Annotated in this window: 22 protein-coding genes; 10 read left to right on the forward strand and 12 right to left on the reverse strand. The window is 46.1% G+C overall.

Translation table 11 applies throughout. From position 1 onward, the window contains the following. Positions 1-10 precede the first annotated feature (10 nt). The 3 genes from BLV54_RS02625 to BLV54_RS02635 all read right to left on the reverse strand — a co-directional run bounded on the left by BLV54_RS02625 (position 11) and on the right by BLV54_RS02635 (position 5,797). Complete coding sequence (locus tag BLV54_RS02625; RefSeq protein WP_090567367.1) at positions 11-2,530, reverse strand: glycogen/starch/alpha-glucan phosphorylase; 2,520 nt, start codon at positions 2,528-2,530, stop codon at positions 11-13. A 103-nt stretch (positions 2,531-2,633) separates the two neighbouring features. Further along, the gene (locus BLV54_RS02630; RefSeq protein ID WP_090567369.1) at positions 2,634-3,389 is read right to left on the reverse strand and encodes an LOG family protein; all 756 of its coding nucleotides are present in this window, start codon (positions 3,387-3,389) and stop codon (positions 2,634-2,636) included. A gap of 11 nt (positions 3,390-3,400) precedes the next feature. Next, positions 3,401-5,797: a phosphoketolase family protein gene (locus BLV54_RS02635; RefSeq protein WP_090567373.1), complete on the reverse strand. Its 2,397-nt coding sequence runs from the start codon at positions 5,795-5,797 to the stop codon at positions 3,401-3,403. 343 nt (positions 5,798-6,140) lie between these two features. On the opposite strand from BLV54_RS02635, the gene BLV54_RS02645 reads away from it, so the two are divergent. The 3 genes from BLV54_RS02645 (at position 6,141) to BLV54_RS02655 (ending at position 8,527) form a co-directional block, all read left to right on the forward strand. Next, positions 6,141-7,010 carry a glycerophosphodiester phosphodiesterase gene (locus BLV54_RS02645; RefSeq protein ID WP_090567379.1) on the forward strand — a complete coding sequence of 290 codons (870 nt, stop codon included), beginning with the start codon at positions 6,141-6,143 and terminating at the stop codon, positions 7,008-7,010. Positions 7,011-7,269: 259 nt separating this feature from the next. Then, a complete protein-coding gene (locus tag BLV54_RS02650) occupies positions 7,270-7,689 on the forward strand; it encodes a hypothetical protein (protein ID WP_090567383.1) in 420 nt (139 codons plus the stop codon). 154 nt (positions 7,690-7,843) lie between these two features. Beyond that, the gene (locus BLV54_RS02655; protein WP_090567386.1) at positions 7,844-8,527 is read left to right on the forward strand and encodes a hypothetical protein; all 684 of its coding nucleotides are present in this window, start codon (positions 7,844-7,846) and stop codon (positions 8,525-8,527) included. Positions 8,528-8,567: 40 nt separating this feature from the next. On the opposite strand, the gene BLV54_RS02660 is transcribed toward BLV54_RS02655, so the two are convergent. The 5 genes from BLV54_RS02660 to lptC all read right to left on the reverse strand — a co-directional run bounded on the left by BLV54_RS02660 (position 8,568) and on the right by lptC (position 13,572). After that, positions 8,568-9,650, reverse strand: coding sequence for an AI-2E family transporter (locus tag BLV54_RS02660; protein ID WP_218132297.1), 1,083 nt, complete (start codon positions 9,648-9,650; stop codon positions 8,568-8,570). Between the two features lie 467 nt (positions 9,651-10,117). Next, the gene (locus BLV54_RS02665) at positions 10,118-11,581 is read right to left on the reverse strand and encodes an RNA polymerase factor sigma-54 (RefSeq protein ID WP_090567392.1); all 1,464 of its coding nucleotides are present in this window, start codon (positions 11,579-11,581) and stop codon (positions 10,118-10,120) included. Positions 11,582-11,635: 54 nt separating this feature from the next. Further along, positions 11,636-12,358 (reverse strand): LPS export ABC transporter ATP-binding protein, encoded by a 723-nt coding sequence (gene lptB, locus BLV54_RS02670; protein WP_090567395.1) that lies wholly within the window; start codon positions 12,356-12,358, stop codon positions 11,636-11,638. Positions 12,359-12,397: 39 nt separating this feature from the next. Further along, positions 12,398-12,949 carry a lipopolysaccharide transport periplasmic protein LptA gene (gene lptA / locus BLV54_RS02675; RefSeq protein ID WP_090567398.1) on the reverse strand — a complete coding sequence of 184 codons (552 nt, stop codon included), beginning with the start codon at positions 12,947-12,949 and terminating at the stop codon, positions 12,398-12,400. A 26-nt stretch (positions 12,950-12,975) separates the two neighbouring features. Further along, complete coding sequence (gene lptC, locus BLV54_RS02680) at positions 12,976-13,572, reverse strand: LPS export ABC transporter periplasmic protein LptC (protein WP_090567401.1); 597 nt, start codon at positions 13,570-13,572, stop codon at positions 12,976-12,978. Between the two features lie 397 nt (positions 13,573-13,969). Between lptC and nadA the strand changes: the two genes are divergently transcribed. The 3 genes from nadA to clsB all read left to right on the forward strand — a co-directional run bounded on the left by nadA (position 13,970) and on the right by clsB (position 17,056). Further along, positions 13,970-15,070, forward strand: coding sequence for a quinolinate synthase NadA (nadA, locus tag BLV54_RS02685; protein ID WP_090567404.1), 1,101 nt, complete (start codon positions 13,970-13,972; stop codon positions 15,068-15,070). Between the two features lie 67 nt (positions 15,071-15,137). Further along, positions 15,138-15,890: an endonuclease/exonuclease/phosphatase family protein gene (locus BLV54_RS02690; protein ID WP_090567407.1), complete on the forward strand. Its 753-nt coding sequence runs from the start codon at positions 15,138-15,140 to the stop codon at positions 15,888-15,890. After that, positions 15,887-17,056, forward strand: coding sequence for a cardiolipin synthase ClsB (gene clsB / locus BLV54_RS02695; RefSeq protein WP_090567409.1), 1,170 nt, complete (start codon positions 15,887-15,889; stop codon positions 17,054-17,056). The genes BLV54_RS02690 and clsB overlap by 4 nt, the downstream gene beginning before the upstream one ends. 63 nt (positions 17,057-17,119) lie before the next feature. On the opposite strand, the gene BLV54_RS02700 is transcribed toward clsB, so the two are convergent. After that, positions 17,120-17,881 (reverse strand): DUF3750 domain-containing protein, encoded by a 762-nt coding sequence (locus BLV54_RS02700; protein WP_090567412.1) that lies wholly within the window; start codon positions 17,879-17,881, stop codon positions 17,120-17,122. 229 nt (positions 17,882-18,110) lie between these two features. After that, positions 18,111-18,413, reverse strand: a complete 303-nt coding sequence (locus BLV54_RS02705; protein WP_090567415.1) for a DUF4389 domain-containing protein — start codon at positions 18,411-18,413, stop codon at positions 18,111-18,113. A 253-nt stretch (positions 18,414-18,666) separates the two neighbouring features. Between BLV54_RS02705 and BLV54_RS02710 the strand changes: the two genes are divergently transcribed. Next, a complete protein-coding gene (locus BLV54_RS02710) occupies positions 18,667-18,816 on the forward strand; it encodes a type I restriction endonuclease (protein ID WP_256329057.1) in 150 nt (49 codons plus the stop codon). 38 nt (positions 18,817-18,854) lie between these two features. Here BLV54_RS02710 and BLV54_RS16650 read toward each other — a convergent pair whose 3' ends face one another. Then, positions 18,855-19,232 (reverse strand): N-acetylmuramoyl-L-alanine amidase, encoded by a 378-nt coding sequence (locus BLV54_RS16650; protein ID WP_339389445.1) that lies wholly within the window; start codon positions 19,230-19,232, stop codon positions 18,855-18,857. A 261-nt stretch (positions 19,233-19,493) separates the two neighbouring features. Between BLV54_RS16650 and BLV54_RS02720 the strand changes: the two genes are divergently transcribed. Further along, positions 19,494-20,399, forward strand: a complete 906-nt coding sequence (locus tag BLV54_RS02720) for a hypothetical protein (protein WP_090567418.1) — start codon at positions 19,494-19,496, stop codon at positions 20,397-20,399. Then, positions 20,392-20,631 carry a hypothetical protein gene (locus tag BLV54_RS02725; protein WP_090567420.1) on the forward strand — a complete coding sequence of 80 codons (240 nt, stop codon included), beginning with the start codon at positions 20,392-20,394 and terminating at the stop codon, positions 20,629-20,631. Before BLV54_RS02720 ends, BLV54_RS02725 begins: the two co-directional genes overlap by 8 nt. 575 nt (positions 20,632-21,206) lie before the next feature. On the opposite strand, the gene ppc is transcribed toward BLV54_RS02725, so the two are convergent. Then, the gene (gene ppc, locus BLV54_RS02730) at positions 21,207-24,005 is read right to left on the reverse strand and encodes a phosphoenolpyruvate carboxylase (RefSeq protein WP_090567423.1); all 2,799 of its coding nucleotides are present in this window, start codon (positions 24,003-24,005) and stop codon (positions 21,207-21,209) included. Between the two features lie 122 nt (positions 24,006-24,127). On the opposite strand from ppc, the gene hemC reads away from it, so the two are divergent. Next, a complete protein-coding gene (hemC, locus tag BLV54_RS02735) occupies positions 24,128-25,078 on the forward strand; it encodes a hydroxymethylbilane synthase (RefSeq protein ID WP_090567426.1) in 951 nt (316 codons plus the stop codon). The last annotated feature ends 9 nt before the right edge of the window (positions 25,079-25,087 follow it).

Below are 25,087 nucleotides of genomic sequence, written 5' to 3' on the forward strand. Positions count from 1 at the left end.
GCAACCTACCCTATAATTTCACCGTCACGGCTTGTACGTTCCAGATTTCGTCACAATATTCGCGGATAGCGCGGTCAGAGGAGAATTTGCCGCTGCGTGCAGTATTGAGAATGGACATACGTGTCCAATTTTCCTTATCCTGCCATGCAGCACTTACACGCTCCTGGCACGCGACATAGGCGGCGTAATCAGCCAGTACCAGGAACGGATCAGAATAGATCAAGTTATCGACAACAGGACGAAACACTTCGGCATTCCCGTGGGAAAAGTGTCCGCTGTTGATAAGTTCCAGTACTGCGCGCAATTCAGGATTACTGGCAACATAGTCAGCCGGGCGGTACCCTTCACGCTTAATCCGCTCTACCTCCTCGGCGGTAAGGCCAAACAGGAAAAAGTTCTCCGCACCTACCTCCTCGCGTATTTCCACGTTGGCACCGTCGAGTGTACCAATGGTGAGCGCACCGTTGAGCATAAACTTCATGTTGCCGGTACCGGAAGCCTCTTTGCCGGCAGTGGAAATCTGTTCCGACAGATTGGCAGCCGGGTAGATAAGCTGAGCATTCTGGACATTAAAATTGGGTACAAAAGCCACCTTCATGCACATATTCACATCTGGATCGGTGTTGATTGTCTCGGCCACGGCATTGATGAGCTTGATGATACACTTGGCCATGAAATAACCGGGTGCAGCTTTACCACCGAAAATAAAAACGCGCGGTGGAATCTTGAGCCCTGGATTCTCTTTCAGGCGACGGTAGAGCATAACGATATGCAGCACGTTCAAATGTTGGCGCTTGTATTCGTGAATACGCTTAACTTGGATATCGAAAAGCCAACTTGGATCAAGCTCGATTCCGGTATGTGCGCGGATGTAGTCGGCCAAACACTTCTTATTGGCTTCTTTAACCGCACGCCACTCACGTCGGAATGCAACATCATTGGCCTGAGCTTCGAGTTGGCGCAACGGCCCCAGATCTGCTGGCCATTGCTCGCCAAGTGTCTCATTGAGCAAAGCGCGTAATCCTGGGTTAGCGAGTGCCAGAAACCGGCGCGGCGTGACACCGTTGGTTTTGTTGCTGAAGCGTTCTGGCCACATCTCGTAGAAATCCTTTAGCACACTTGCCTTGAGCAAATCAGAGTGCAGTGCGGCGACGCCGTTAATAGCGTGACTGCCGACGGTGGCGAGATGCGCCATGCGCACGCACTTCTCACCCTCTTCACCGATCAAGGACATCCTTGCCACACGCGCATCATCGCCCGGAAAACGTGCACGTACCTCATCAAGAAAACGACGGTTAATTTCGTAGATAATTTCCAAATGTCGCGGCAGCAACGCCTGGAACATCGACAATGGCCAAGTCTCCAAGGCCTCGGGCAACAGCGTGTGGTTAGTGTAGCCGAAGGTTTGCACGGTGATAGCCCAAGCCTTATCCCAGTCCAGTCGCCGTTCATCTACCAGCAGGCGCATCAGTTCGGCTACCCCGATGGACGGATGCGTATCGTTGAGCTGCACAGCATAGCTTTGCGCAAAATTCTCTATCGGCACGCCAGCAAGATCCAAGATGTGAAGCATATCCTGCAGTGAACAGGAAACGAAGAAATATTGCTGGCCCAGGCGCAGACGTTTGCCGATCTGCGGCTCGTCGTTAGGATAAAGCACCTTGGTTACTGTTTCAGAAATCACTTTGTCATCCACCGCCTGGTAGTAATCACCGATGTTGAAAGCCTGGAAGTTGAAAGACTCAACCGCTTCGGCACTCCACAGCCGCAAGGTGTTGCAATTGTTAACATCATAACCCTGGATCGGCGTGTCATAGGCAGTGCCCTTTACCACCCGATACGGCACCCAACGTATACGATCGCTACCCGCTACATCGCGGTAATATTCAGTGTGACCACCCCAATTGACATAGTAAACGACTTCGGGTTTGGCAATCTCCCACGGATTGCCATAGCGCAGCCACTTGTCGGTGATCTCCGTCTGCCAGCCATCATGAATCTCCTGGTCAAAGATGCCGAATTCATAGCGGATACCATAGCCAATGGCTGGACGTTGCAGCGTTGCCAGTGAATCGAGATAGCAGGCAGCGAGCCTTCCCAAGCCGCCATTACCCAGTCCTGGCTCCTCCTCACACTCCAAGACGGTATCGAGATCCTGCCCGAGTTCAGCCAGCGCAGTACGGGCCTCTTGTTCAATATCGAGATTCAGCAGATTATTACCAAGATGCGGCCCCATGAGGAATTCCGCCGAGAGATAGCAGACGACCTTGCGGTTGAGATCAAAAAAGGTCTGGCTGGTATTGACCCAGCGCTGCTGCATGCGATCGCGCACCGCCAGGGCGAGCGCATAGTAATAATCATGCGGTGTCGTAACCACCTGCAAGCGACCCATGGAATAGCGCAGGTGATCGGTTACGGCTTGTTTGAGTGCAGCGGCCTGCATACCAGTGCGGACATCCAACTCTGCAAGACCTTTTGTGGTGACTGGTGCGGCAGTTTTTGCTTGTTTCAGGGGTACTTTGCTGTCCATGATTGTTGGTTCCTCTCAAAATCATTCTGTGCTTTACTCGTTTCCGGTTATTCTCGTTTTGTAGCAAAATTCTTCTCAATAAACATACATCCACTCGGCTACTTCAGGGTCTGATTTCGGTAGTCCTGCTTCCGGCATGTTCGGCTAACCAGTGCGCATAGTGTTCCCGCACAATGGCAATCGCTTCATCGGCGGTATCCACACAGCATGGAATCTTCATATCTTCTACGTTAGCCAATTCGAATCCGGGACGTAACATCATCTGCGTCGCCCAGTCGACCAGTCCTCGCCACATCGGACCAGTAAAAATTAGCGGCGTATCATGCAGATGCCTCACCTGCAATAGCTGCCAAATCATCGTGGATTCGAGCACGGTACCGATGCCGCCCGGCGCCACAATGAAAGTATCGGACAGCAGTACGAAGTGGTGCAAACGAGTGAAGAATGTCTGATGCTCGAAAGCTTCCTCGACGAATGGATTAACCTCTTGTTCAAACGGCAGCTTCACACGGATGCCGATGTTGTGCGCCCGCTCCGGCGCTTTGGCCGCTTCCGCACCTTCGTTGGCGGCCTGCATCAGGCCCGGTCCCCCACCTGTCACAATATCGCAGCCCATAACCGCCAGCGCTTCTGCCATGCGCTTAACCTCTTTATATATCCAGTGTCCAGGTTGAGTGCGCGTCGAGCCGAAAATCGTGACGCGATAGTGCTCGCGCCTGGAAGGGCGCAGACGGGTTAGATTGTTCACCGCCGCCCATAGACCGAAGATCGTCTCAACGAGGATGCGCTTCACCGCTTCCTCATCAGCCAAACTGACAGTTGTCGGACCTGTAATGGATGATGAGGATTGCTTACTCATGTTACTTGGCCTCAATACGGCCATACCCAGTTGGTGAACTCATCCTTGTCGGTACCATGCTCATGCGCATAAGCCAAATTGAGGATGATCTGATTCTTCATCTGCTCTTTCAAATGCGCCGCCTTGGCAGCAAGCCCAGGAACCCGATCAATGACATCGATCACCAGCGTAAAACGGTCGGTCTGATTCAAGATCGCAAGCTCTAGCGGAGTATTGATGTTGCCGCGTTCTTTGTAACCCCGCACGTGCAGATTTTCGTGGTTCTTGAAGCGGTAAGCGAGTTTGTGAATCAACCAAGGATAGCCGTGGAAATTAAAAATCACTGGTTTGTTGGTCGTGAAAAGACTGTCGAATTCCCGGTCGGTTGAGCCGCATGGGTGTTCGGTTATCGGTTGCATTTTGTAGAGATCCACCACGTTGACAAAACGTACTTTCAGATCAGGAAGATGCTCGCGCAACAAAGCAGTCGCCGCCAGTGCCTCCTGGGTAGCCACGTCACCGCAAGATGCCATCACCACATCCGGCTCCACCCCCTCATCGTTGCTGGCACGGCGCCAAATACCGATACCCTTGGCGCAATGCACGATCGCCTCCTCGATGGTGGTGAACTGCAAATGTTTCTGTTTGTCGGCAACAATGACATTGATGCAATCGGTTGAACGCAGACATTGATCTGCAATCACCAGCAAGGTATTGGCGTCAGGCGGCAGATAGATGCGGGTGACACTTGGACTCTTGTTAGTAACCAGATCGATGAAACCGGGATCCTGATGCGAAAAACCGTTGTGATCCTGTCGCCAAACGGTGGAGGATAAGAGTATGTTCTCCGACGCCACTGGAGCGCGCCATGGTACATGGTTTTTGGAGATATCCAGCCATTTGGCGTGCTGATTGAACATGGAATCGATTACGTGGGCGAAAGCTTCGTAGGTATGAAAAAAGCCGTGCCGGCCAGAAAGAAGATAACCTTCCAGCCAGCCAATCAGAGTGTGCTCGGAGAGCATTTCCATCACCCGTCCATCACGGGACAATTCGCCGCCATCGGCATCCTCAGGTAACAAATCCGCCATCCAAACCTTCTTGCTCACCTCATAGATCGACTGCAGGCGGTTAGAGGCCGTCTCATCGGGGCCAAAAACGCGAAAGTTGGTCATGTTGTTGCGCATCACATCACGCAAAAACTCTCCGAGTGGTTTGGTATTCTCATACAGCACCTTGCCGGCCTGTTTGACCTCCACCGCATAGTTGCGGAAATCCGGCAGTTTGAGATCTTTGCGCAGCAGGCCACCGTTGGCATGCAGATTGGCGCTCATGCGTCGCTGCCCCTGTGGGGCGAGCTCACGCAGCTCGGAAATGAGCCGGCCGCTCGCGTCGAACAGTTCTTCTGGCTTGTAACTGCTCAACCAGTCTTCCAGCAGTTTCAAATGCGCTGGATTGGTACGCACATCCGAGAAGGGTACCTGATGCGAGCGCCAGGAACCCTCAGCCTTGTGACCATTGATTTCCTTCGGCCCCGTCCAGCCTTTTGGCGTGCGCAGCACGATCATGGGCCAACTCGGCAACTCAGCCTTGCCGCTCGCGCGCGCCGCTTTCTGGATAGAGCGAATTCCACTAATGACAGTATCGAGCGTCTGCGCCATTGCCTGGTGCATGGAATCGGGATCGTCACCTTCTACAAAATAGGGTGTGTACCCATAGCCGTGGAAAAGCGCCGCCAGTCGATCGTGACTGATGCGTGCGAGGATGGTCGGATTAGCAATTTTGTAGCCATTGAGATTCAAAATTGGCAGTACTGCACCATCGCGGATGGGGTTAATAAACTTGTTCGAATGCCAGGCGGTAGCAAGTGGTCCGGTTTCGGCTTCGCCATCACCCACTACGCAGGCAACGATCAGATCCGGGTTATCCAGACAGGCGCCATAGGCATGAGACAGGCTATAGCCCAGCTCGCCGCCCTCATGAATGGAGCCAGGTGTTTCCGGGGTAACGTGCGAGCCGATTTGACCGGGGAAGGAGAATTGTTTGAAGAACTTGCGCAACCCCTCCGTGTCTTCACTCTTGTCGGGATAAACCTCAGAATAAGTGCCTTCTAGATAGGTAGGTCCGATAACGCCCGGCGCCCCATGTCCAGGTCCGGCCATAAAAATCATGTCAAGGTCGTCACGCTTGATGACTCGATTGAGGTGCAACCAGACGAACGATAGCGCCGGGCTCGCACCCCAATGGCCGAGCAGTCGATGCTTGACATGCTCGATCTTGAGCGGTTCCTTGAGCAGGGGATTGTCACGCAGATAGATCATGCCCACCGAAAGATAGTTGCAGGCGCGCCACCAGGCGTTCATCGCGCGCAACTCTTCTGCACTGAGTGGATTGCTGACAGTTGCAGGTCTTTGTCCGGTGTAGTTCATCGTCAGAACTCCTTTTTTATTTTTATAAAGGGATATAGCACACAGCCTATATAAGTATCCTTGCAAAAAAAATACGTGCGAACACGTAAAAATAGTCTCATTAACAAATACAAACGATCAAAATTCTTCTTTCTTTTGACTCAAATTGCCGAGTCTCCGAAAAACCTGGGGCAGTTCAGAAACTTGCACAGATAATTTATGGTGGAGCTCCATTGGTGTATCTTTGGAAAACTGAGAAGCAGCATAGCCTTCAGATCCTGTGATTGAAACCACGGTATTTATGATCATGCTGGTTTTACAATCCAGGTAGTGTGTGTCGACTTGATTTAAAAGGAGCATAAAGATGAAAAGGGGATTACTGATGGGTGCTTTTTTAATTTCACTTTTTGAGTCTGCCTATGCACTTGAAGTACAGGGACATCGAGGTGCTCGTTGGGTGCGACCAGAAAATACTCTTCCAGCCTTTGAATATGCATTGCAAGTGGGCGTGGATACCTTGGAGTTAGATACGCTTATAACCAAAGATGGACAAGTAGTCGTTCATCATGATCCGATGTTAAATCCTGATATTTGCTTAGATCCTCAAGGAAAGAAAATCACAACCCAAATTCCCATTCGTTCACTGACATTGAAGGAGTTAAAAGCTTATGACTGCGGTTCCTTAGTCAACCCAAGCTTCCCTCAGCAAGTAGCTCAACCCAAAACACCCATTCCAACCCTCAATGAGGTATTTGAAATGGTTAAAAAATCAAAGCTTCCCGCTGCAAAAAAAGTGCATTTCAATATTGAAACAAAAAGTGAAGAGGCTCACCCTGAATACTCGCCTTCGCCCGAGGAATTTGTAAAGCTTGTGCTAGCGGTCGTGAAAAAACATAACCTCATGAGTCGAGTGATTTTGCAATCCTTTGACTTACGCACTTTAAAAGTTGCACGCCAATTAGAACCTAGGCTATCTCTTTCCATTTTGATCGAAGATAGACCTCCAGAAGCAGGTACTCTGGTACAGTTAATGAAAGCCTATCAGGCACAAATTCTTTCGCCAAATTATGAATGGCTGACGGCACAAGATGTTGCAGAGGTCCACAAAATGGGAGCCCGCGTAATTCCATGGACTCCTAACACGGAAGAAGATTGGCAATCAATGATTGAAAAAGGCGTAGATGGCATTATCACTGACAATCCCAAAGAACTTATTGATTTTCTTAAACGATGAATGAACGTGCAATTTAACCGATTACTGCTTCAAACTTATAACATAAGTGCTTGCACGTATTTTCTTAACCGATATATTTCGATAATCTGTTGAAGCGTTATTCATAACAAACCCCCAGGATGAGTAATAGATTTTCCTTTATCGGCAGCAGGAGAAATTCAAAATAACCTGTTAGAGGAAAATTCAATATCAACTAAGGCTGGGGATATATCTATTCCCTCTAAAGCTATAAGAGTGATGATTTCTGAGGAGATAAGCCATGTTTAAACCAATATCCATTCATCTGGTCATCGGTGCCTTCGGTGTTATCTTTGGTAGCTCGGTGCTTGCACAAGACGATGCATTGTTTCAACAAACCCAAGCCGAGTGCCAGAGTATCGCTCAACAGCAAACTGGCTATAATCCCAGCGCTGACCAGCCACAAGTAGGCGGCCGAGCCAGAGGCGCGGCCGCCGGCGCTATGGCAGGTGCCGCAAAGGGTAGAAGCGAAGCTAGTCAACACGGACACGTTTCTGAGAGCGTAACTGAAGAATACACTCGTAGTCAGATGGAAGAAAAAGCAAAGATGGGGGCTGCTGCAGGCGCGGCCAAACAACGCCAAGAGCGTCGTCAGGACAGAAGAGATCAGAATGCTTACAATGAGGCGTTTGCTTCCTGCATGGCCGCTAAAGGGTTCTAGGCAGGAAAATAAAAAACTTGTTCAATCACATTATCTACCATAAATGAGATTCATGTTTCTGGTTGAATGAAAGGGTTTATTTGCACTAGCTAAAGCTTAGCCTGACCTTCCATCTGCGAAGATCAGCTACTGCGATATGTTTCCTGGAGTAAACATGGTGCAAGAAAAAGCCCTCACTCATAATCGTTTGAAGACCCCACGTGCGGCGGCTGTGGCTGGTATTGTATTTTCCGTGTTGTATATCATCAACCTCGTACTCATCCAAATTTCAGCTCCAGCAGATCCGCATGATGCTGGAACTTGGCTGGCGAGTAACTGGAAGTCTATCAATCTGGCACTGTATCTGCAACCGTTCGTAGGCATCGCCTTTTTATGGTTCATCGGCGTGCTGCGAGACCGAATTGGACACTACGAAGACCGCTTTTTTGCCACTGTCTTTCTCGGAAGCGGCCTATTGTTTCTTGCCATGCTGTTTGCTTCGGGCGCAGTGGCGGCAGGCCTTTTATTCAGCTACAGCGCCACACCCGACAAGTTTATCGAATCAGACATCTACACATTTGGTCGCACCGTAGTGCACCAAATCGTCAACGTATATGCGATGAAGATGGCGGGGGTGTTTATGATCTCAACCTGTACCGTCGCCGTCCGTACAAAAATTCTCCCGCGGTGGATTGTGTTTCTTGGCTATGTAATGGCGCTGTTGCTGTTACTGAGCGTCGGGTATTTTAAATGGACGCCGCTGGTATTTCCATTATGGGTGCTGCTGGTCAGCACATATATTTTGCTAACGAATCTCAGGAACAAACCGAACGCGGCTTCTCCAGCGGATAAATCATAACTGCTCCCAAGACGACACTGCGCTGCTTTGCAGTGCAGGCCTACCGAGATAAAGATTCCATATTCAACCAGGCCTGAAACAGCTTATAGCCCAACGTCAACACAATAGCGCCGACGAACAGTCCGACGATACCGGATAACAACATACCACCGATAGCGCCCAGAAAAATCACCACCATGGGCACGCCAACACCACGTCCCAGCAACAACGGCTTTAACACGTTATCCAGCACCATAATTAAAATGTTCCAGATCAGGAATATCATTGCGGTGAGCGTATCACCGGTTGCGAAAACGTAGATAATGGCTGGAACCACAATGAGTCCCACCCCGATCTGCACCACTGCCAAGATCAGGCATAACAACGCCCATATTCCTGCACCGGGCACACCAGCAAAGATAAAACCCACACCTGCCAACAATGCCTGGATGACGGCAACGCCCAATATACCACGGACAACACTGCGAATTGTGGCTTCGGCAAGGTTGGCAAAGTCATCGCCGCGCTCGCCCACCAATCGCCTGGATATACCATGGGCGAGCTGATAACTGCTCTCGGAATGAGCCAGCAAGACACCGGCAATCACGAACGCAGCAACAAATATGATTATCCCCATACCCGCACTGGCAGCGGCGTCGACTAACCAGGCGCCGGCCGCTTTGAGTTGGGGTTGCACTAGCTTCAAAGCCTCAACCAAATTCGTTGAGGCAAGATCCCACATTTTCGCGATGGGTTCACCGATGAGGGGCCAATTCCTGACAGCTTCTGGCGGCGGTGGAATAGCAAACTGCCCATGGAGAAATTGCTCCGCTAGTGTTACGACGTTTTGCACCAGTAATTTCGTCAACATGACGGTAGGTACCATTAACAGCGCCAGCAAAACAGTGATAAGCAGCATTGCTGCGATTACGCGCTGACCGCCAAGTAGATTGACCAGCATGAGATAAAGAGGATGAATTGCCACTGCAATAATGATTCCCCACACCAGCGGGATAATAAACGGCTGCAATATTTGAAAACACCATATCAGCACGATCGCCAGCACACCCAGGCGTATGACCGTTTCCGCCACTTTACTGGACAAATCATCGCGTGGAGGAGGTGTGATATTTGAAGTCATCATGGACTCCTTATGCGTTATTTTGAGCTTGCATGCGATGCGCCGGTTTCACCCTCAGCTAAGGAAAACACCCTAAGGGTATGACGGACTAATCTGATTCTGTACAACCGTTATCGCGTTGTTCGATAATTTCACTCTCCTTGGCAATGGACAGGAAAAATAAACGCTATTTATATTAAGAATAGATTATCGAAATATACTGACTAAAAGAATACGTGTAAGCACGTAAAGCAACCCTTGTTAACAGGCAATCAAAAAATTCTTTCTCGAATCCAAGCTAAGCCATAGGTCAAAAGTTTGGATATATTTCTACCTTTCAGGGATTTGAATCTTTACTTAAGCAAAGGAAAGCTTCATCTTTATCGATTGTTAAGAAAACTAAATATTCTGGAAATACTCAACCATCCTGAAACTGATGGATTAGCATTAACAAACCAGAATTTTGGTTACAGCCAACATGCTTGATGCTATCAAACCATTTTACGAAGGTTAGTCGGCGGAATATGCATAGCTTCGCGGTATTTCGCAACAGTACGGCGCGCAACAATAATTCCCTGCTCTGCCAGAATCTCGGAAATCCGATTATCAGTAAGCGGCCTTTTCTGATCCTCATCTTGTATCAATTGTTTGATTAAGGTACGAATTGCAATAGCAGAGCAGGCCCCGCCGCTGTCAGTTGCAACATGGCTTCCAAAAAAATACTTAAGTTCAAATATGCCGTGTGGTGTATGCATAAACTTTTGTGTGGTAACACGTGACACGGTAGATTCATGCAAATTCAGAGCTTCTGCAATTTCCCGCATGACAAGCGGGCGCATGGCAACTGCGCCATGCTCAAAGAAAGCCTGTTGGTGCTCAACTATCATAGTAGATACTCTAAAAATTGTTTCAGAACGCTGCTGAATATTCTTGAGCATCCACTTGGCCTCATTAAGTTGACTCATCAGCATTTGAGTCGAATCATTTCGATCACGCTTTAATATATCAGCATAAAGTTGATTAATACTGAGACGAGGAATTGATTCAGGATTTAGTTTTGCTAACCATGTTCCCTTAAGTTTAGTCACAATCACGTCAGGGATGACATAACGCGAGACAGTTGAATTGAACGTACTACCTGGCTTGGGATTCAATTGAGTAATAAGTTGCTGCACAGAACGCAGGCAATCATCATCACAATGCAATAACTTCCTAATTTGTTTAAAATCTTTTGAAGCAAGTATCTCAAGATCGTGCTCCACAAGTAAAATTGCCTTCTGACGATAAGGAGTTTCTTCAGGAAGCGCCTGCAGTTGCAAGAGTAAACACTCTTGTAAATTGCGCGCACCTATACCGGGTGGATCCAGTTGTTGCAAATATTTAAGCGCAGTCTGCAAGTCTTCTAGATGAATGTCCAACTCTACTGGCAACATCTCTAATAATTCTTGCAAATCCTGCATAAGATAGCCATCATCATTCAGGCTATCGATTAATATCCCCACGATTTGACGGTCACGCTCGCTGATCTGGCTCAAGCTGATTTGCATAATAAGATGTTCGCGCAGATTGGGAGGATTTATCATCTGTTGTGTAAAATCCCATTCATCTTCGTCACTTTCTCGATGACTGGAAAAGGTTTCATGATCACCCAGCCAATGAGTATCTTCATTTGAAGGTAGAATCAATTCACCTTCATCCTTCTCTGGATGCTGCGCGCTATTCGACTCAACTGACGAACTCGTTATATCTGAGGATAACGAGTTCGAGAAACCTTCTGCAGAAACTTGCTCATAATCAGTTCCATCGCTTAATTCCAGCAGAGGATTATTTTGTACGATACGCTCTATTTCCTGATTTAGCTCAATTGTAGAAAGTTGCAGTAATCTAATTGACTGTTGCAACTGTGGCGTAAGCTTAAGACTGGCAGTTAATTTAAGGTGAAGAGTAGGTTTCATGGTTTTGAGAAAGCAGCGGCCACCTATCTGGCTTCATGAATCGAATACCCATATTTAAAGTCGAAAATGCTCTCCTAGATAAACCTCCCTCACCCGTTCGTCACCTATAATGTCATCGGGTTTACCGCTGGCAAGCACGATTCCTTCACTGATTATATAGGCGCGATCACATATTCCTAATGTTTCTCTCACATTATGATCGGTAATCAACACGCCGATCCCACGCTCCTTGAGAAAGCCAATCACTTTCTGGATATCCATGACCGCGATTGGGTCTACTCCTGCAAAGGGTTCATCCAAAAGAATAAAGCTTGGTTTTGTTGCTAAAGCACGCGCAATTTCTACACGCCGCCGCTCCCCGCCCGATAGGCTAATACCCGAGCTCTCCCGCAAATGACTAATATGCAAATCTTGCAACAGGCGATCCAGTCGTTGCTGAGTTTCAGCAGCATCAAAATTCTGCAACTCCAATACTGCCAGGATATTATCTTCGACCGAGAGGCGTCGAAAAATGGAAGCTTCCTGAGGTAAATAACTCAAGCCAAGGCGCGCCCGCTGATGAATCGGCATTTTGCTCAAGTCACGGTCATCCAAATGGATTTCACCACTGCCTAATGGTATCAGCCCCACTACCATATAAAAACAAGTGGTTTTGCCGGCTCCATTGGGACCGAGCAAACCAACAACCTCGCCACTTCCGATGGAAAAGGACACATCTCGGACTACTGCACGAGATTTATAACTTTTCATTAAATGATCAGCTTTAAGTACGCTCATGATATTTTCCAAGTGATCTATTCCAGTAGCACAAAAAAATTATTCTTCAGCATCTCCTGTTTTGGGCAACTTTCTAGGTTGTATGATCACTCGTACTCTGCTCTCCGAACTCTCTTTAGCTTTTTTCTCCTTGCTACTCATAACCTGAAAGAAATCACGCGTAATATCATAAGAAATATAGTCGCCCTGCACTTCATCCTCTCCTCGCTTTAATCGCGCCTTGTCAAATAACTCGATTTTGTTGGTTTTTTCATTATATTCTACGCGCTGACTCCAACCCTCAACATATTCGTCAACACCATCGCGTTTCTCCCGATAATAGACAAGATTTCCGTAACCGGTCGCATAGCGGAAACCTTTGAGATCCTCTTTCAAGATGGCCTTATCTGCCCGAATGACACGCGTTCCTTGAGTGAAAATAACATTACCCGTAAAGGTGCTTGTGCGAAAATTATCCCTGAGTTTGTAATCTTCAACTGTGGCACTATCTGCTTCTATATGAATCGGTTTGTCACGATCAGCACGTTCTGCCAGAATGGGATTTGAAAATAGTATGCTAAAGAACAAAAAGACGAAAAAAAATACATTCATTTTTTATGATAATTTAGTTGGGCTCGCTACTTCTTATTCGAAGATCGATCAGCACTCTGATGCCTTTTATCCATTCGCGCTTTTACCCTTGATTTCAGATCAATTCGCTCCGTTCGATCATTCAACTCCATTCCTACCGCATTCACGACAGTATTATCCATCCTTGTTATCGTCACCGGTTGGTCTGTTTTTGCAATTTCAGCGTCAGGGATCAGATGTAGAAATTCAGTTTTCATCGTCACCTTATCTGCATCCTTTTCTCTAATGATGATCACGTTCCCCTTGAGATAGATATTATCCTTACCACCGGCAAACTCAGCATAATCAGCGCTTATTCGTACCAACGGTTTATCCGGCTGGATACGGGAAAAATCAACCTGTTCAAAATCGGTCATATCTCCTACCGGATAATGGGTCAACACATCTGCAGAAAAAAGAAGCTGACGTGCTTTATCATGAGCCACTTCGACACCCGAAAGATTTTCAATAATATAGTCAGGTTGATGATTTAAATCGTAATCTTCACGGATTCTTGGATGTTGGATCGTTTGATCCAGCCAGAATGTTAACAACACAAGTATCATCAAAATAGCAATAGGGCCTGGAAGCAAACGACGGATCATCTCACGGCACCATTTTTTTTCTCATGACAATCTCCTATACCCGCTACTAAAGCAGTGGTGAACAAAATAGCGAGAGAATTGCTTGGGAATAACAATCTATATTCGTTAACTACAAAAAGCTTAACTGTTTTATGCACCAAGCTATTTAGTTTTAATCAGCAAATGAATAATCCAAGCGCTTGTAATTTAATTTGGCTGGATAATTATATCAAAGTCACACTCTAATCAACCAAACAGTCAAAAATGCTGTTTTTATTGTTGGCTAGTGTTCTTCAGATAGAAATAAAAACATCAAGGATTCTATCTGGGATTTTTTATGCTTTGTCCTCTTTAGACTTGAATCCCTGCCACAATATGATTATGTTAATACATTTTCCAATCAAATTTTTAAATAACCATGCACACAAATGCCATCGATTTTGAAAACTTTGAATTGTTGCAGGATGAAATCTGTGCACAACGTATTATCGCTGCCAAAGAAAAACTAGGAAAACGTGCTGTTATTCTGGCACACCATTATCAACGAGCCGATGTATATCGGCATGCAGATCTGACGGGAGATTCTTTGAAACTGTCTTATCTCGCCGCGAAAACGGATGCTGACTATCTGGTTTTTTGTGGCGTGCATTTTATGGCAGAAGTTGCAGATATCCTCTCAAGTTCGGAACAGATTGCTATTTTACCTGATCTCTCAGCAGGCTGTTCGATGGCTGATATGGCCAATCTCGCCAAAGTAGAAAGAGCGTGGCATGAACTAGCTGAAATACTTGATCCCGATGAAATGGTCACACCTGTGACTTACATTAATTCGAGCGCTGATTTAAAAGCTTTTTGTGGAGAGCATGGCGGCATAGTTTGTACCTCCAGTAATGCTACTAAAATCCTGCAATGGTCGTTTGCACAGCGCGAAAAAGTGCTATTCTTTCCTGACCAGCATTTAGGACGCTGGAGTGGTTATAAATTGAATCTTCCCCTAGAACAAATGCCCGTATGGGATTTTGATGAACCCATGGGAGGATTGACCGAGGAACAAATCAGAAAAGCCAAGATCTTGTTATGGAAAGGACATTGCTCTGTGCATCAAATGTTCCAACCTCAACATATTCTGCGATTTCGCAATCAATACCCTGAGGGTTTGGTCATTTCGCACCCAGAATGCAGTTTTGAAGTTTGCAAAGCTTCCGATTATGTCGGTTCCACTGAATTCATTATCAATACCATCCGTGAAGCCAAAGCAGGGACACGCTGGTTGGTAGGTACCGAATTGAATCTGGTTGGACGCATTGCTGAAGAATTCAAATCTCAGGGAAAAATCATTCAGTTCATGTCACCTATGGTGTGCATGTGTTCGACCATGGCACGAATTGATCCTCAGCATCTAGCATGGTCACTGGAAAATCTCGCAACAGGTAGTGTAGTCAACCAAATCAAGGTGCCGGCCCATGAAGCAAAGCTTGCCAAATTGACACTTGAAAGAATGCTTGCTGTTTCAAAGTAGTAAGATGGGATATATTCAATGCGTCAGGATTTTGACTTTCTGATTATGCAATTTCTTATAGCTATCTATGATCGATAAACTGCATATTGCTACCTACAATATCCACAAAGGCTTTTCCTATTTCAATCATCGCTTGGTATTGCACGAATTACGCGATCAGCTGCGCTCCCTTGATACTGACATCGTTTTTTTACAAGAAGTGGTTGGAGAGCATAGCAAGCATGCTTCCCGTTTTGAAAACTGGCCAAACAGCTCTCAACATGAGTTTTTGGCAGATTCGGAATGGCAAGATTTTGCTTATGGCAAAAATGCGGTCTACGCCGAAGGTCATCATGGTAATGCCATTCTCAGCCGCTTTCCTATTATAAGTTGGGAAAACGAAGACATTTCATCTCATCGTTTTGAGAACCGTGGCTTACTCCACTGTGAAATCAGTATTCCTGGCTGGAAGGAAAATTTGCACTGTATTTGCGTTCATCTGGGGTTATTCAGGCGCGGCCAGCGCAGGCAACTCGAAGCGATGGAGAAACGTATCAAACAACTCGTTCCACCTCATGCTCCACTTGTGATTGCGGGAGATTTCAATGACTGGCATGGAACAGCCAGCCGCATCCTGATGAAACACCTAAAACTCACCGAGGTTTTTGAACAGACCCATGGTAAAACCGCCCGCAGTTATCCTTCTATTTTCCCATTACTGCGCCTTGATCGCATCTATATCCGTGGCTTTCGGATAAAAAATGTATGTGTGCATCAAAGCCGCCCCTGGTCAAGAATTTCTGATCATGCAGCTTTGTCAGCCAATATCGTCCGTGCATGAAGTTATCCCATTTCATCAAAGGTAACCGGATTACATTGTTACATAATGGTGCGGAATATTTCCCAGCACTGGAAAGCGCGATTGATGCGGCCAGTCAGGAAATTCATCTACAGACTTATATTTTCAAATACGACCTAACAGGCATCAGTATTGCTAACGCGTTAAAGCGTGCCGCCCAGCGTGGAGTCGCCGTTCACCTGTTGATAGACGGTTATGGCTCTCTTGATTTTCCCGAGAAAGCCATTCAGAGCCTGCTTGCTGCAGGTGTTCAAGTTTTGCATTACCGGCAAGAAGTTTTTACTTTTCGGTTCAGGCGCTATCGATTACGCCGCCTGCATCGTAAACTTGCCGTCATCGATGCCCGTATCGCTTTTGTGGGGGGGATCAACATCATCAATGATCATCAGAAACCTGGCGAACCTTTACCCCGTTTTGATTATGCAGTAAAAATAGAAGGACCCTTGCTTACCACCATTCATTCTACAGCCAAACGTTTATGGATGCTGGTTGCCTGGGCGCACTTCAAAAAACGCTGGACTACTCATCTCGAGTTGCAGCCTACGACAAAATCGGTCGGTAACCAGCGTGCAGCATTTGTCATCCGCGACAATCTTCGCCATCGCCGTGACATTGAACGCACTTATCTCAAAGCAATCTCCACTGCCTGCAATGAGATCATTATCGCCAATGCTTACTTTCTTCCTGGCAGAAATTTTCGACGCGCCCTTATCTATGCAGCCCGCAGGGGCGTATCGGTTATCCTACTACTTCAAGGAAAAATTGAGTACCGCATACAATATTATGCGACACGTGCCTTATATGGTAATTTGCTGGATGCTGGCATCAAGATTTATGAATATCAAAAGAGTTTTTTACATGCTAAAGTAGCCGTCATTGATCACTACTGGTCAACGGTCGGTTCTTCCAATATCGATCCCTTGAGTCTGCTAATGGCGCGCGAAGCCAATGTCATAATTCTTGATCAGGCATTTGCAATGGAACTGAGAACTAGTCTGCAACAAGCCATGGAAGACTCTAATCCCGTATCAAAGATATATTGGGGAAAGCAATCCTGGATAAATCGATCCTTAAATTGGATTAGTTATTACATCGTTCGAATTTTGCAGGGAATGCTGGGTTACGGCCAAGAAAGAACGCGTGTCTGAAACTTGTGCGCCAGCACTTGTTATGCAGGTGCCACTAGCTGTCTGTAGAATTGGAATGCAAGATTATTCCTGAGCTGAAACAACCACCCTATTTTGTGTGCTCAAATCTATTCGTCCAATCAGTGGCAATTTAATCGCAATCGGGCTGTGAGAGAAGCCAAATGTCAGCCCAAGAAAATTGATTTCAAATCCCTCAACCTCACTGACAATGACTCCCAATAACCCAAATAAAGACCACTGCCAACCTCTGCCACTGGGGGCGACCGCAGTCATGCTACTTCCAAGATAATCCTTGCCGATTGCCGTAGGGGGTAAATCTAGCGCTAGCTCTGGTACAGCACGCGAGATCCAGGCAGTAAAGGTATTTGAATTTGGGCCTGGCCACATGGTGTACTCCCGCGCATAGGGATAGCTCAACGCTGCTTCTTCAATACGGCTAATCAATACATCCACGCCATCTCCACGCTTCTCAGCCAACAGGATTGGCATGCTACCAAACCAGCGTCTGTCTGGTTGTTGCTGATGAATTGACACGACTGAACCACCTCGGCGCAAATACCAGCCAATGACTTCATAGACTGTGTAAGTTCGGGCAAAGGATGGTTTCACCGCAATCCAGGTATGAACACCGAAATAGCCTCGCCAACCATAAGCACGCGCACCATAAACCTGTATGATCGCTTCCGGAGTTTGTTCAGGATCGGGCGCCAACCCTACAGGTTCGCGACTCGCAGTTTGCCAGCCCGCATTGACATGCTCCGTGACAAAATGAATTCCTAAAGTCGTTGTAAATACCACGAGCAATAAAAGCCTGACGATAGTCATTAATTTCATTTTCATTAAAAAACAAACGGAAAATGCTGTGATTTGTGATAATTGAATCAGTCATCAACACGACTAGACGATATGATTATTAGTGTTGAGTTACGATATCAGATTATTAAAGAAGCATAGAGTTCTGGCAGCGCGCGCTTCCCTTTTTCACATCATTGAGGAATTTCTAATATTGAGTCGTTCCAGTTACTTTCATTGGTCCCTTCCTCGCCACTCTCTGTTATTGATTATTTTCAGTATGTTCACTTTTTTCGCTTGGCCAGGCACTAAATGGAAAAGGTAGCTGCTCACTATTAAAGGTGAGAAAAGTAATGATCTGATAAACATACGTTGCCAAATTCTGACCAAATTTGAGTAGCTGTACATTAGTATTGCCTGACAGCACAATTGAGAAAAACTGAAATATCATGACTAGAATAATCAAAAATTCCATAAAGCCATAGACCAAGATGAACAACAGCATGTAAAGCCCGCGCACCCATGTCTCAGTTTTTTGTAATCGTTGTTTAATCTCATCTTTCATAAAATTTCCTCATAAAAGTATCCAATTTATCCAGTATCCCTATTTTTGTATAGAAACATAAGTGATTCTATCATTGCATCGATTGTGCATTTGCTATAACTCAGAATAATTGATTTACTCATCACGGTTGATCTATTTTCTTGGAAATCAGAATCAGTCTTGGCGTAGCATATCACCTTATTTCGGAAGGACGAGCTAAACCCCGAGCTGGAAGCGCGTTACCAGGCCAATCAACCAGGGAATCGCCCGACAACTGCATTTCAGCCTGACCAGCAAGAAGTCATTGGATGTCGTACTGTCAGTCAACGGCGTACTGATTGTTACACTCGAATTGAAAAACCCGCTCTCCGGCCAGACAGCAGCCAATGCCATCCGCCAATATCGCCACGATCGCGATACGTGAGCTGATTTTTCAGATCACCAAACGTACCTTAGTGCATTTTACGGTGGATACGGAAGAGCACACATGACGACGCGCCGCATGTTATTGCCCAACCAATCAGCCACAGAAAATCCAGGGCAGGTTTTATGGACATCCGGCAGATCGCGATGACCAAGCACGCGCGGGGGCTCTCCGTTACCAGATTTCAGCAGCACAATATCCGTCACCAATCCGCACACATTACGTTCCAGGCTTTTCCATTGCGCGGAGGTAAACTTGTTGGTGCCAACCAGGCAGATGCCAATGGATTTGCTGTTAAACCCTTCAGTATGTGCACCGACTTCGTCGAAGTGCCGGCCAATAGCGACCGCTCCATTGGTATAAATGACGAACTGATAACCAATGGCGGCAAGATCAGGGTTTTGTCTTTGCCGAATTCAGCAGAACGCTTGAATTCGCGCTTGCGGTGCCATTGGTCAATCTCTTCAGCAGAGACATGTTTCCCATTAGGGGTGGCAGAGCAGTGGATGATTATGCTTTTAATTAGTCTAGTCATACCGCCCAGTATCGGGCAGTATGCATGACAGATAAATTAAAGGGGTTTATGTTGTGGTGAGGGCAGTTAGTTAATAGTTATGCTAATCGCTCTTCGTATATGGATTATGTACTATTGAACAAACCAAATAAATAACAAAAACATGGAAATAACAATACATCAGCAAATCTACTATTCCAACAAGGATTTGGTGCCCATCCGTGAGATAGCTGAAGGATTGCTTGCTTTGGAAGCCGTCATAAAACAATCTCCCAAGGTATTGGAATCTTTGTTTCCTGGAACAAAAATAGAGTCTGTAGAAGTATTTATTAATGAATTAAAGTCTGACAGCATATGGGAGAGCTTTGTTATAAAGTTTGTTTTTGGCAGTCAGGATAAATTTGATCAGTTCGTAACCAATCTTCGTGAGAAAGTTGGTATGGATAATATTATGAATAACCCGAACTTGTTTACATCGATTCTTATTACCATGCTTCTAATCGGCGGAGCATATTCGTTAGGAAAGAGTGATAGCGAAGATAAAGTAGAACGCATACCCGTTATAGAAGCAAATAATAATACGATCATCAATATTGGTGCAGGAATGATGGAAATGGATGCTAAAGATTTCAGAACCATTATAGAGGGCGCTATCAAAGATAAGAATCAATTAGCCAGAAATACTATAGATGTTATAAAACCAGCAAAACGAGATCCTGACGCCACTATCACCTTTGATAAAAATGATGATTTGAAAATTACTGCTAATACGATTAAGGCTATGCCTAAACAGCATAAAGAGACCGAACGTGAAGAGCTTATTGAAGATTTTAAAAGTATTTTTATGGAAGTTCGCGCCATCGATCTCGATAGCCAGAAGACTGGCTGGGCAGCAATCATTCCTGATTTAGGCACGAGAAGAATACGTTTGCAGCTTGACCCCACCATAAATTTAGAAGAAGTATTTGAAAAGCGTAGGTTCAATGGAAATGTAACTGTCGTATTCAGATATGATAAATATCATAACAAGATACCTTATCTTGTTTTTCTTCGTGAAATAAATGAGTAAGGGCGAACACAAGATTCGCCCCAAAATTCCATATTTACCAGGTATGTTCCATTTTTTACCAGATAAATTCCATTTCGATTCAGTTTTGTTTCATACTGCTGGCCTGGGTCAATGCCTCCCGTGCGGCCTCGTATTCCTGATTGAGGAAGGCGGTGAGGATGGGAGCATTTCAGCCAGCGTAGGGCGCAATAACCATCGGGCATTGCGCCGAATGAAAGCTTGTATGATGTGATTGATAAAGATTTATAAATGCAGGTTATGTAGATGTGATCCGCGCTTGCAGAAAGAGCGACACCAGGCTTCACGATAACGCTATTATCGTTCTCATGAATCTCCTTTCGATCCATCCCCAGTCGAGTCGCGCGAAACAGCTGCCTCTTCCTGGGAATATGCGCCATTCAATCAATTTTCAGCTCAGAATGGAGGCCAAAATATTTCGACAGAATCTGTAAAATCAGCCCCGGCCGTGTGATTCCTCTCGCTCACTTAAGCTAAAACCGGAGGCATCATCTGAGAGGTTGTGAAAACGAATGTAATGAGTTTCGCCAATAAATCTACTACGCACTCCAATCGCTGTGTTGGACGGTACTCGCTCCTCGCCTATCTCCTTGATATGTGGCTACGCTAAAACTTCGTTTTATCGAAACTCACTTCGTTCGTTTTCGCGTTGCTGTGTTCCATCCGCCTTGCGCTTGGAGTGTTCGCTACGATTTTTTTCGCAACCTCTGATTCCATCGAGTTGCTGATGCTTGAGCCTCTTCCTGAATTACCCTCAAGAGAACAAATTTTAATCATCAACTTCCTGGCTTAACCCGTATTTCTAAGCCCTGCTGCAACGCCATTAATCGTAAGATGGATAGCGCGATGTACTTGCTCTACATCATCACCAGCACGATAACGACGCAACAACTCAATTTGTAAATGGTTAAGCGGGTCTATATAAGGAGTACGAATACGAATGCTGCGCGACAAGGTAGGATTCTCCTGTAGCAACTCTGTATGCCCCGTTATTGCAAATAACCATTTTACGCTACGCTCCCATTCTGCTTGAATGCGCCCAAAGATTTGGGTACGCAATGTCACATCAGTGACTAATTCAGCATAGCGTGAAGCAATCCCCATATCGGTTTTTGCCAATACCATGTCTATATTCGACAACAATGTCTGCAAAAATGGCCACTTTTGATACATTTCCTGCAATAATTTTAACCCTGCTTCCTCTCCTTGCGCTTGCTGAACAAATGCTTCAATCGCCGAGCCAAAACCATACCACCCTGGAAGCATTGTACGATTGAGACTCCAACTGAACACCCATGGAATAGCCCGTAAATCTTCAATTCGATCAGAAGGTTTTCGGGAAGAAGGCCGACTGCCAATATGCAGCCCGGCAATTTCCCGAATCGGAGTTGATTCCTGGAAAAATTGTTTAAAACCTGGCGTTTCATATACCAGATTTCGATAGACTGCAAATGCAGTGGATGAGAGTGTTTCCATTACTTGGTAATACTCTGCAGCATTTTCCCGAATTGCATCAGGACTCATCAATGTCGCTTCAATCGTTGCGGCAACCAGTGTTTCAAGATTGCGGCGTCCTATTTCAGGATCCGTATATTTGCTCGCCACAACCTCTCCCTGTTCGGTCAGCCGTATCTGTCCATTAACACTTTTCGGTGGTTGAGCCATGATCCCCTGGTAGCTAGGCCCTCCACCCCGTCCAACAGTCCCCCCTCGCCCGTGAAACAAACGTAGTTCCACCTTATGCTTGGCAAAAACTTTCGTCAATTGAATTTCAGCTTTGTATATTTCCCAGTTGGAAGTAAGAAAACCACCATCTTTATTACTATCCGAATAACCGAGCATGACTTCCTGCACATTCCCACGAGAATCCAGCAGTTTACGATAGTATGGCAACGAAAATAATTCATCCATGATGATGCTGCAATTGCGCAAATCCTCAATGGTTTCAAACAAAGGAATAATATTCAGGCCCAACTGCGGATTCTCGCCAGCCTGGAGTAGACCAACCTCTTTCAATAATAGCGCGACCTCCAGGATATTAATGACACCTGTTGTCATGGAAATAATGTAATTCGGCAGCGCAGTATGACCAAAACGGCGCTGGATTTCTGCTGCCATTTGCAAAATTCTCAATTCACTTTGTGTTGCTTCGGAGTAGCTCAAATAGGGTGAATGGAGTAGTCGCAAACTACTGATTTCCCGTAACAGCCATTTCATGCGCTCAGTTGCCGACAGCTCGAGATAATTATCCCGATGTGTGCTGCACGCAAATAACTCCGCAATAACCTGTTCATGCACTTTACTATGCTGCCGCATATCGAGTGATGCAAGGTGGAATCCAAATACATCAGCCGCCCGACGTAAATTTCGCAATGCCCCCCGCGCCAGCCAATCTGATTTGTGCTGTTTGAGTGAATTGATCACGATATCAAGTTCATGCACAAACTCTGCGCTATCTGCATAAGGTTCTGTTGGATTAACATGCTGTCGTTGCATCACTGCAAAACCGCGTTGCTGACTTGTTGCAGCCAAACGTGCATAAATGCCGAGAAATGCTCGTCGATACGGTTCATCGACGCGACTAGCGGGAATATCTGGCGAGGCGGCTGCTAATTGTTCAAGTTCATCACTTACTTTGATCAGGCGCTCAGTCAGACTCATGGTCTGGCCAATCTTGCTGACTTCGTCCATATAAAAATCCAACACGAGGGCAGCATGACGCTCTGCTGCATGCAACATGACCTGATGCGTAACAAAAGGGTTTCCATCGCGATCTCCGCCTATCCAGCTTCCAATACGCAAAAAAGATGCGATACGAGGGGCATCTCTACCCAGGTGACGCTCCAGCAAATCCTCAATCTTTGCATAGATATAAGGTATCTGACTCAGGAAGGTATACGTATAATAAATCAGGCCATTTTCGATTTCATCATGAACGGTAAGACGTACCGACCGCAGCATACGGGTTTGCCATAAGATCTGAATGGCAGCACGCAATGCTTCTTCATTGTGACGCAATTCGTTAGGAGTGAGCTGGATGCGATCACGTTCCTGCAGTAAGCGTTGAATAGTCAATTGACAATCGAGTATGCTCCTGCGCTGAACTTCGGTAGGATGAGCCGTCAATACCGGTGATACCATGGCTTTAGCAAAAAAATTACCCAAACTTGTGTTATCTATGCCACTTGCCAGCACACGTTCCAGTGCGAGCGTAACACTGCCAGGTTGAGGTGAAGAGCCTTGACGCAAATGAGCACGTCGCCGACGGTTATGGTGCAGATCTTCCGCAATATTGGAAAGCAGTGAAAAGTAACTAAATGCACGTACAACGGCGATAGTCGCCTTATTGCTTAATCGATTCAAGATCGCGTCAAGCTCTTGTCGCGCCTTGGGATCTTGTTCACGACGAAAGCGAACTGCCGTTTGGCGAATAGTTTCGACCAATTCAAACGTCGCATCCCCCTCCTGCTCCCGCAAAGTATCCCCCAGCATGCGCCCAAGCATACGAATGTCCTCACGTAAAGGCTTATCCTTTTCCTCGCTCATATTATTGTCAGAATAAACGCTTACGACAGCGTCAGAACTCATCTCAATGTATCTCCCATCTACTAAAACTTTGGTTATTCACGCATGCTACAGTCTATATTATGATCGTCCATGCTAAAATGATTCGTGTCTGAAAGTTTTGTAATCTTTTCATATTAAGATCAATGTCAAATTTATTTACCCCCCCTTCTAAAATTACCATTGCTTCACGTGAAAGTCTTCTTGCCATGTGGCAAGCAAATTTTATTCGGGAAAAATTACGTGAATTATACCCGCAAACCGAAATCAACATACTTGGCATGACCACACAAGGCGATCAAATTCTTGATGTCTCTCTTTCAAAAATTGGTGGCAAAGGATTATTCATCAAGGAACTCGAACAAGCTCTGGAAGATGGCCGTGCAGATATTGCCGTTCACTCCATGAAAGATGTGCCGATGAACATGCCATCAGGATTTATGCTGGCTGCTATTGCTGAACGTGAAGATCCCCGTGATGCTTTTGTTTCAAACAAATATACTCACCCTGACGAATTGCCTGCCGGTAGTGTAGTCGGAACCTCTAGTTTAAGGCGCGAGTCTCAGTTACGCGCACGATACCCACATTTGCAAGTTCAATCCTTGCGTGGAAATGTTCAGACCCGCTTGCGGAAACTGGATGAGGGTCAATTTACCGCCATCATTCTAGCAGCAGCCGGACTAAAGCGCTTGGAACTGACTTATCGGATTTCTTCAATACTTGAACCTGAAATAAGCTTACCTGCAGTTGGTCAAGGTGCACTTGGCATAGAATGCCGCAATGATCGAGCTGATTTGGCATTACTGATGCAACCTTTACATCATGTTGAAACAGCATATTGTGTTGAAGCAGAGCGAGCAATGAGTCGCGTATTGGGAGGTAGTTGCCAAGTGCCGCTAGGAGGATTTGCAGAAATCACGGATGATGTACTCACTTTGCGGGGTTTTGTAGCTAATCCCGATGGAACGAACATGATAAGTGATCAATTAAACGGTAAGCCGGAAGCGGGTGTTGCACTTGGTCAGCAATTAGCAGAGAGTCTCAAGAAACAAGGCGCTGATGAAATTTTAGCAGCCTTAGCACAACCCCATGATTGAAGGTGCAGC

It is taken from the genome of Nitrosomonas sp. Nm33 (assembly GCF_900107265.1).
Classification (GTDB): domain Bacteria; phylum Pseudomonadota; class Gammaproteobacteria; order Burkholderiales; family Nitrosomonadaceae; genus Nitrosomonas.

Excerpts from the sequence above, each read along its gene's own strand:
- BLV54_RS02635 (WP_090567373.1), bottom strand. The coding sequence starts at position 5,797 with ATGAACTACACCGGACAAAGACCTGCAACTGTCAGCAATCCACTCAGT.
- BLV54_RS02625 (WP_090567367.1), bottom strand. The coding sequence starts at position 2,530 with ATGGACAGCAAAGTACCCCTGAAACAAGCAAAAACTGCCGCACCAGTC.
- BLV54_RS02700 (WP_090567412.1), bottom strand. The coding sequence starts at position 17,881 with ATGACTATCGTCAGGCTTTTATTGCTCGTGGTATTTACAACGACTTTA.
- BLV54_RS02630 (WP_090567369.1), bottom strand. The coding sequence starts at position 3,389 with ATGAGTAAGCAATCCTCATCATCCATTACAGGTCCGACAACTGTCAGT.
- BLV54_RS02660 (WP_218132297.1), bottom strand. The coding sequence starts at position 9,650 with ATGATGACTTCAAATATCACACCTCCTCCACGCGATGATTTGTCCAGT.
- nadA (WP_090567404.1), top strand. The coding sequence starts at position 13,970 with ATGCACACAAATGCCATCGATTTTGAAAACTTTGAATTGTTGCAGGAT.
- BLV54_RS02725 (WP_090567420.1), top strand. The coding sequence starts at position 20,392 with ATGAGTAAGGGCGAACACAAGATTCGCCCCAAAATTCCATATTTACCA.
- clsB (WP_090567409.1), top strand. The coding sequence starts at position 15,887 with ATGAAGTTATCCCATTTCATCAAAGGTAACCGGATTACATTGTTACAT.
- BLV54_RS02665 (WP_090567392.1), bottom strand. The coding sequence starts at position 11,581 with ATGAAACCTACTCTTCACCTTAAATTAACTGCCAGTCTTAAGCTTACG.
- lptC (WP_090567401.1), bottom strand. The coding sequence starts at position 13,572 with ATGATCCGTCGTTTGCTTCCAGGCCCTATTGCTATTTTGATGATACTT.
- BLV54_RS02655 (WP_090567386.1), top strand. The coding sequence starts at position 7,844 with ATGGTGCAAGAAAAAGCCCTCACTCATAATCGTTTGAAGACCCCACGT.
- BLV54_RS02650 (WP_090567383.1), top strand. The coding sequence starts at position 7,270 with ATGTTTAAACCAATATCCATTCATCTGGTCATCGGTGCCTTCGGTGTT.
- lptB (WP_090567395.1), bottom strand. The coding sequence starts at position 12,358 with ATGAGCGTACTTAAAGCTGATCATTTAATGAAAAGTTATAAATCTCGT.
- ppc (WP_090567423.1), bottom strand. The coding sequence starts at position 24,005 with ATGAGTTCTGACGCTGTCGTAAGCGTTTATTCTGACAATAATATGAGC.
- BLV54_RS02645 (WP_090567379.1), top strand. The coding sequence starts at position 6,141 with ATGAAAAGGGGATTACTGATGGGTGCTTTTTTAATTTCACTTTTTGAG.
- hemC (WP_090567426.1), top strand. The coding sequence starts at position 24,128 with ATGTCAAATTTATTTACCCCCCCTTCTAAAATTACCATTGCTTCACGT.
- BLV54_RS02720 (WP_090567418.1), top strand. The coding sequence starts at position 19,494 with ATGGAAATAACAATACATCAGCAAATCTACTATTCCAACAAGGATTTG.
- BLV54_RS02690 (WP_090567407.1), top strand. The coding sequence starts at position 15,138 with ATGATCGATAAACTGCATATTGCTACCTACAATATCCACAAAGGCTTT.
- lptA (WP_090567398.1), bottom strand. The coding sequence starts at position 12,949 with ATGAATGTATTTTTTTTCGTCTTTTTGTTCTTTAGCATACTATTTTCA.
- BLV54_RS02705 (WP_090567415.1), bottom strand. The coding sequence starts at position 18,413 with ATGAAAGATGAGATTAAACAACGATTACAAAAAACTGAGACATGGGTG.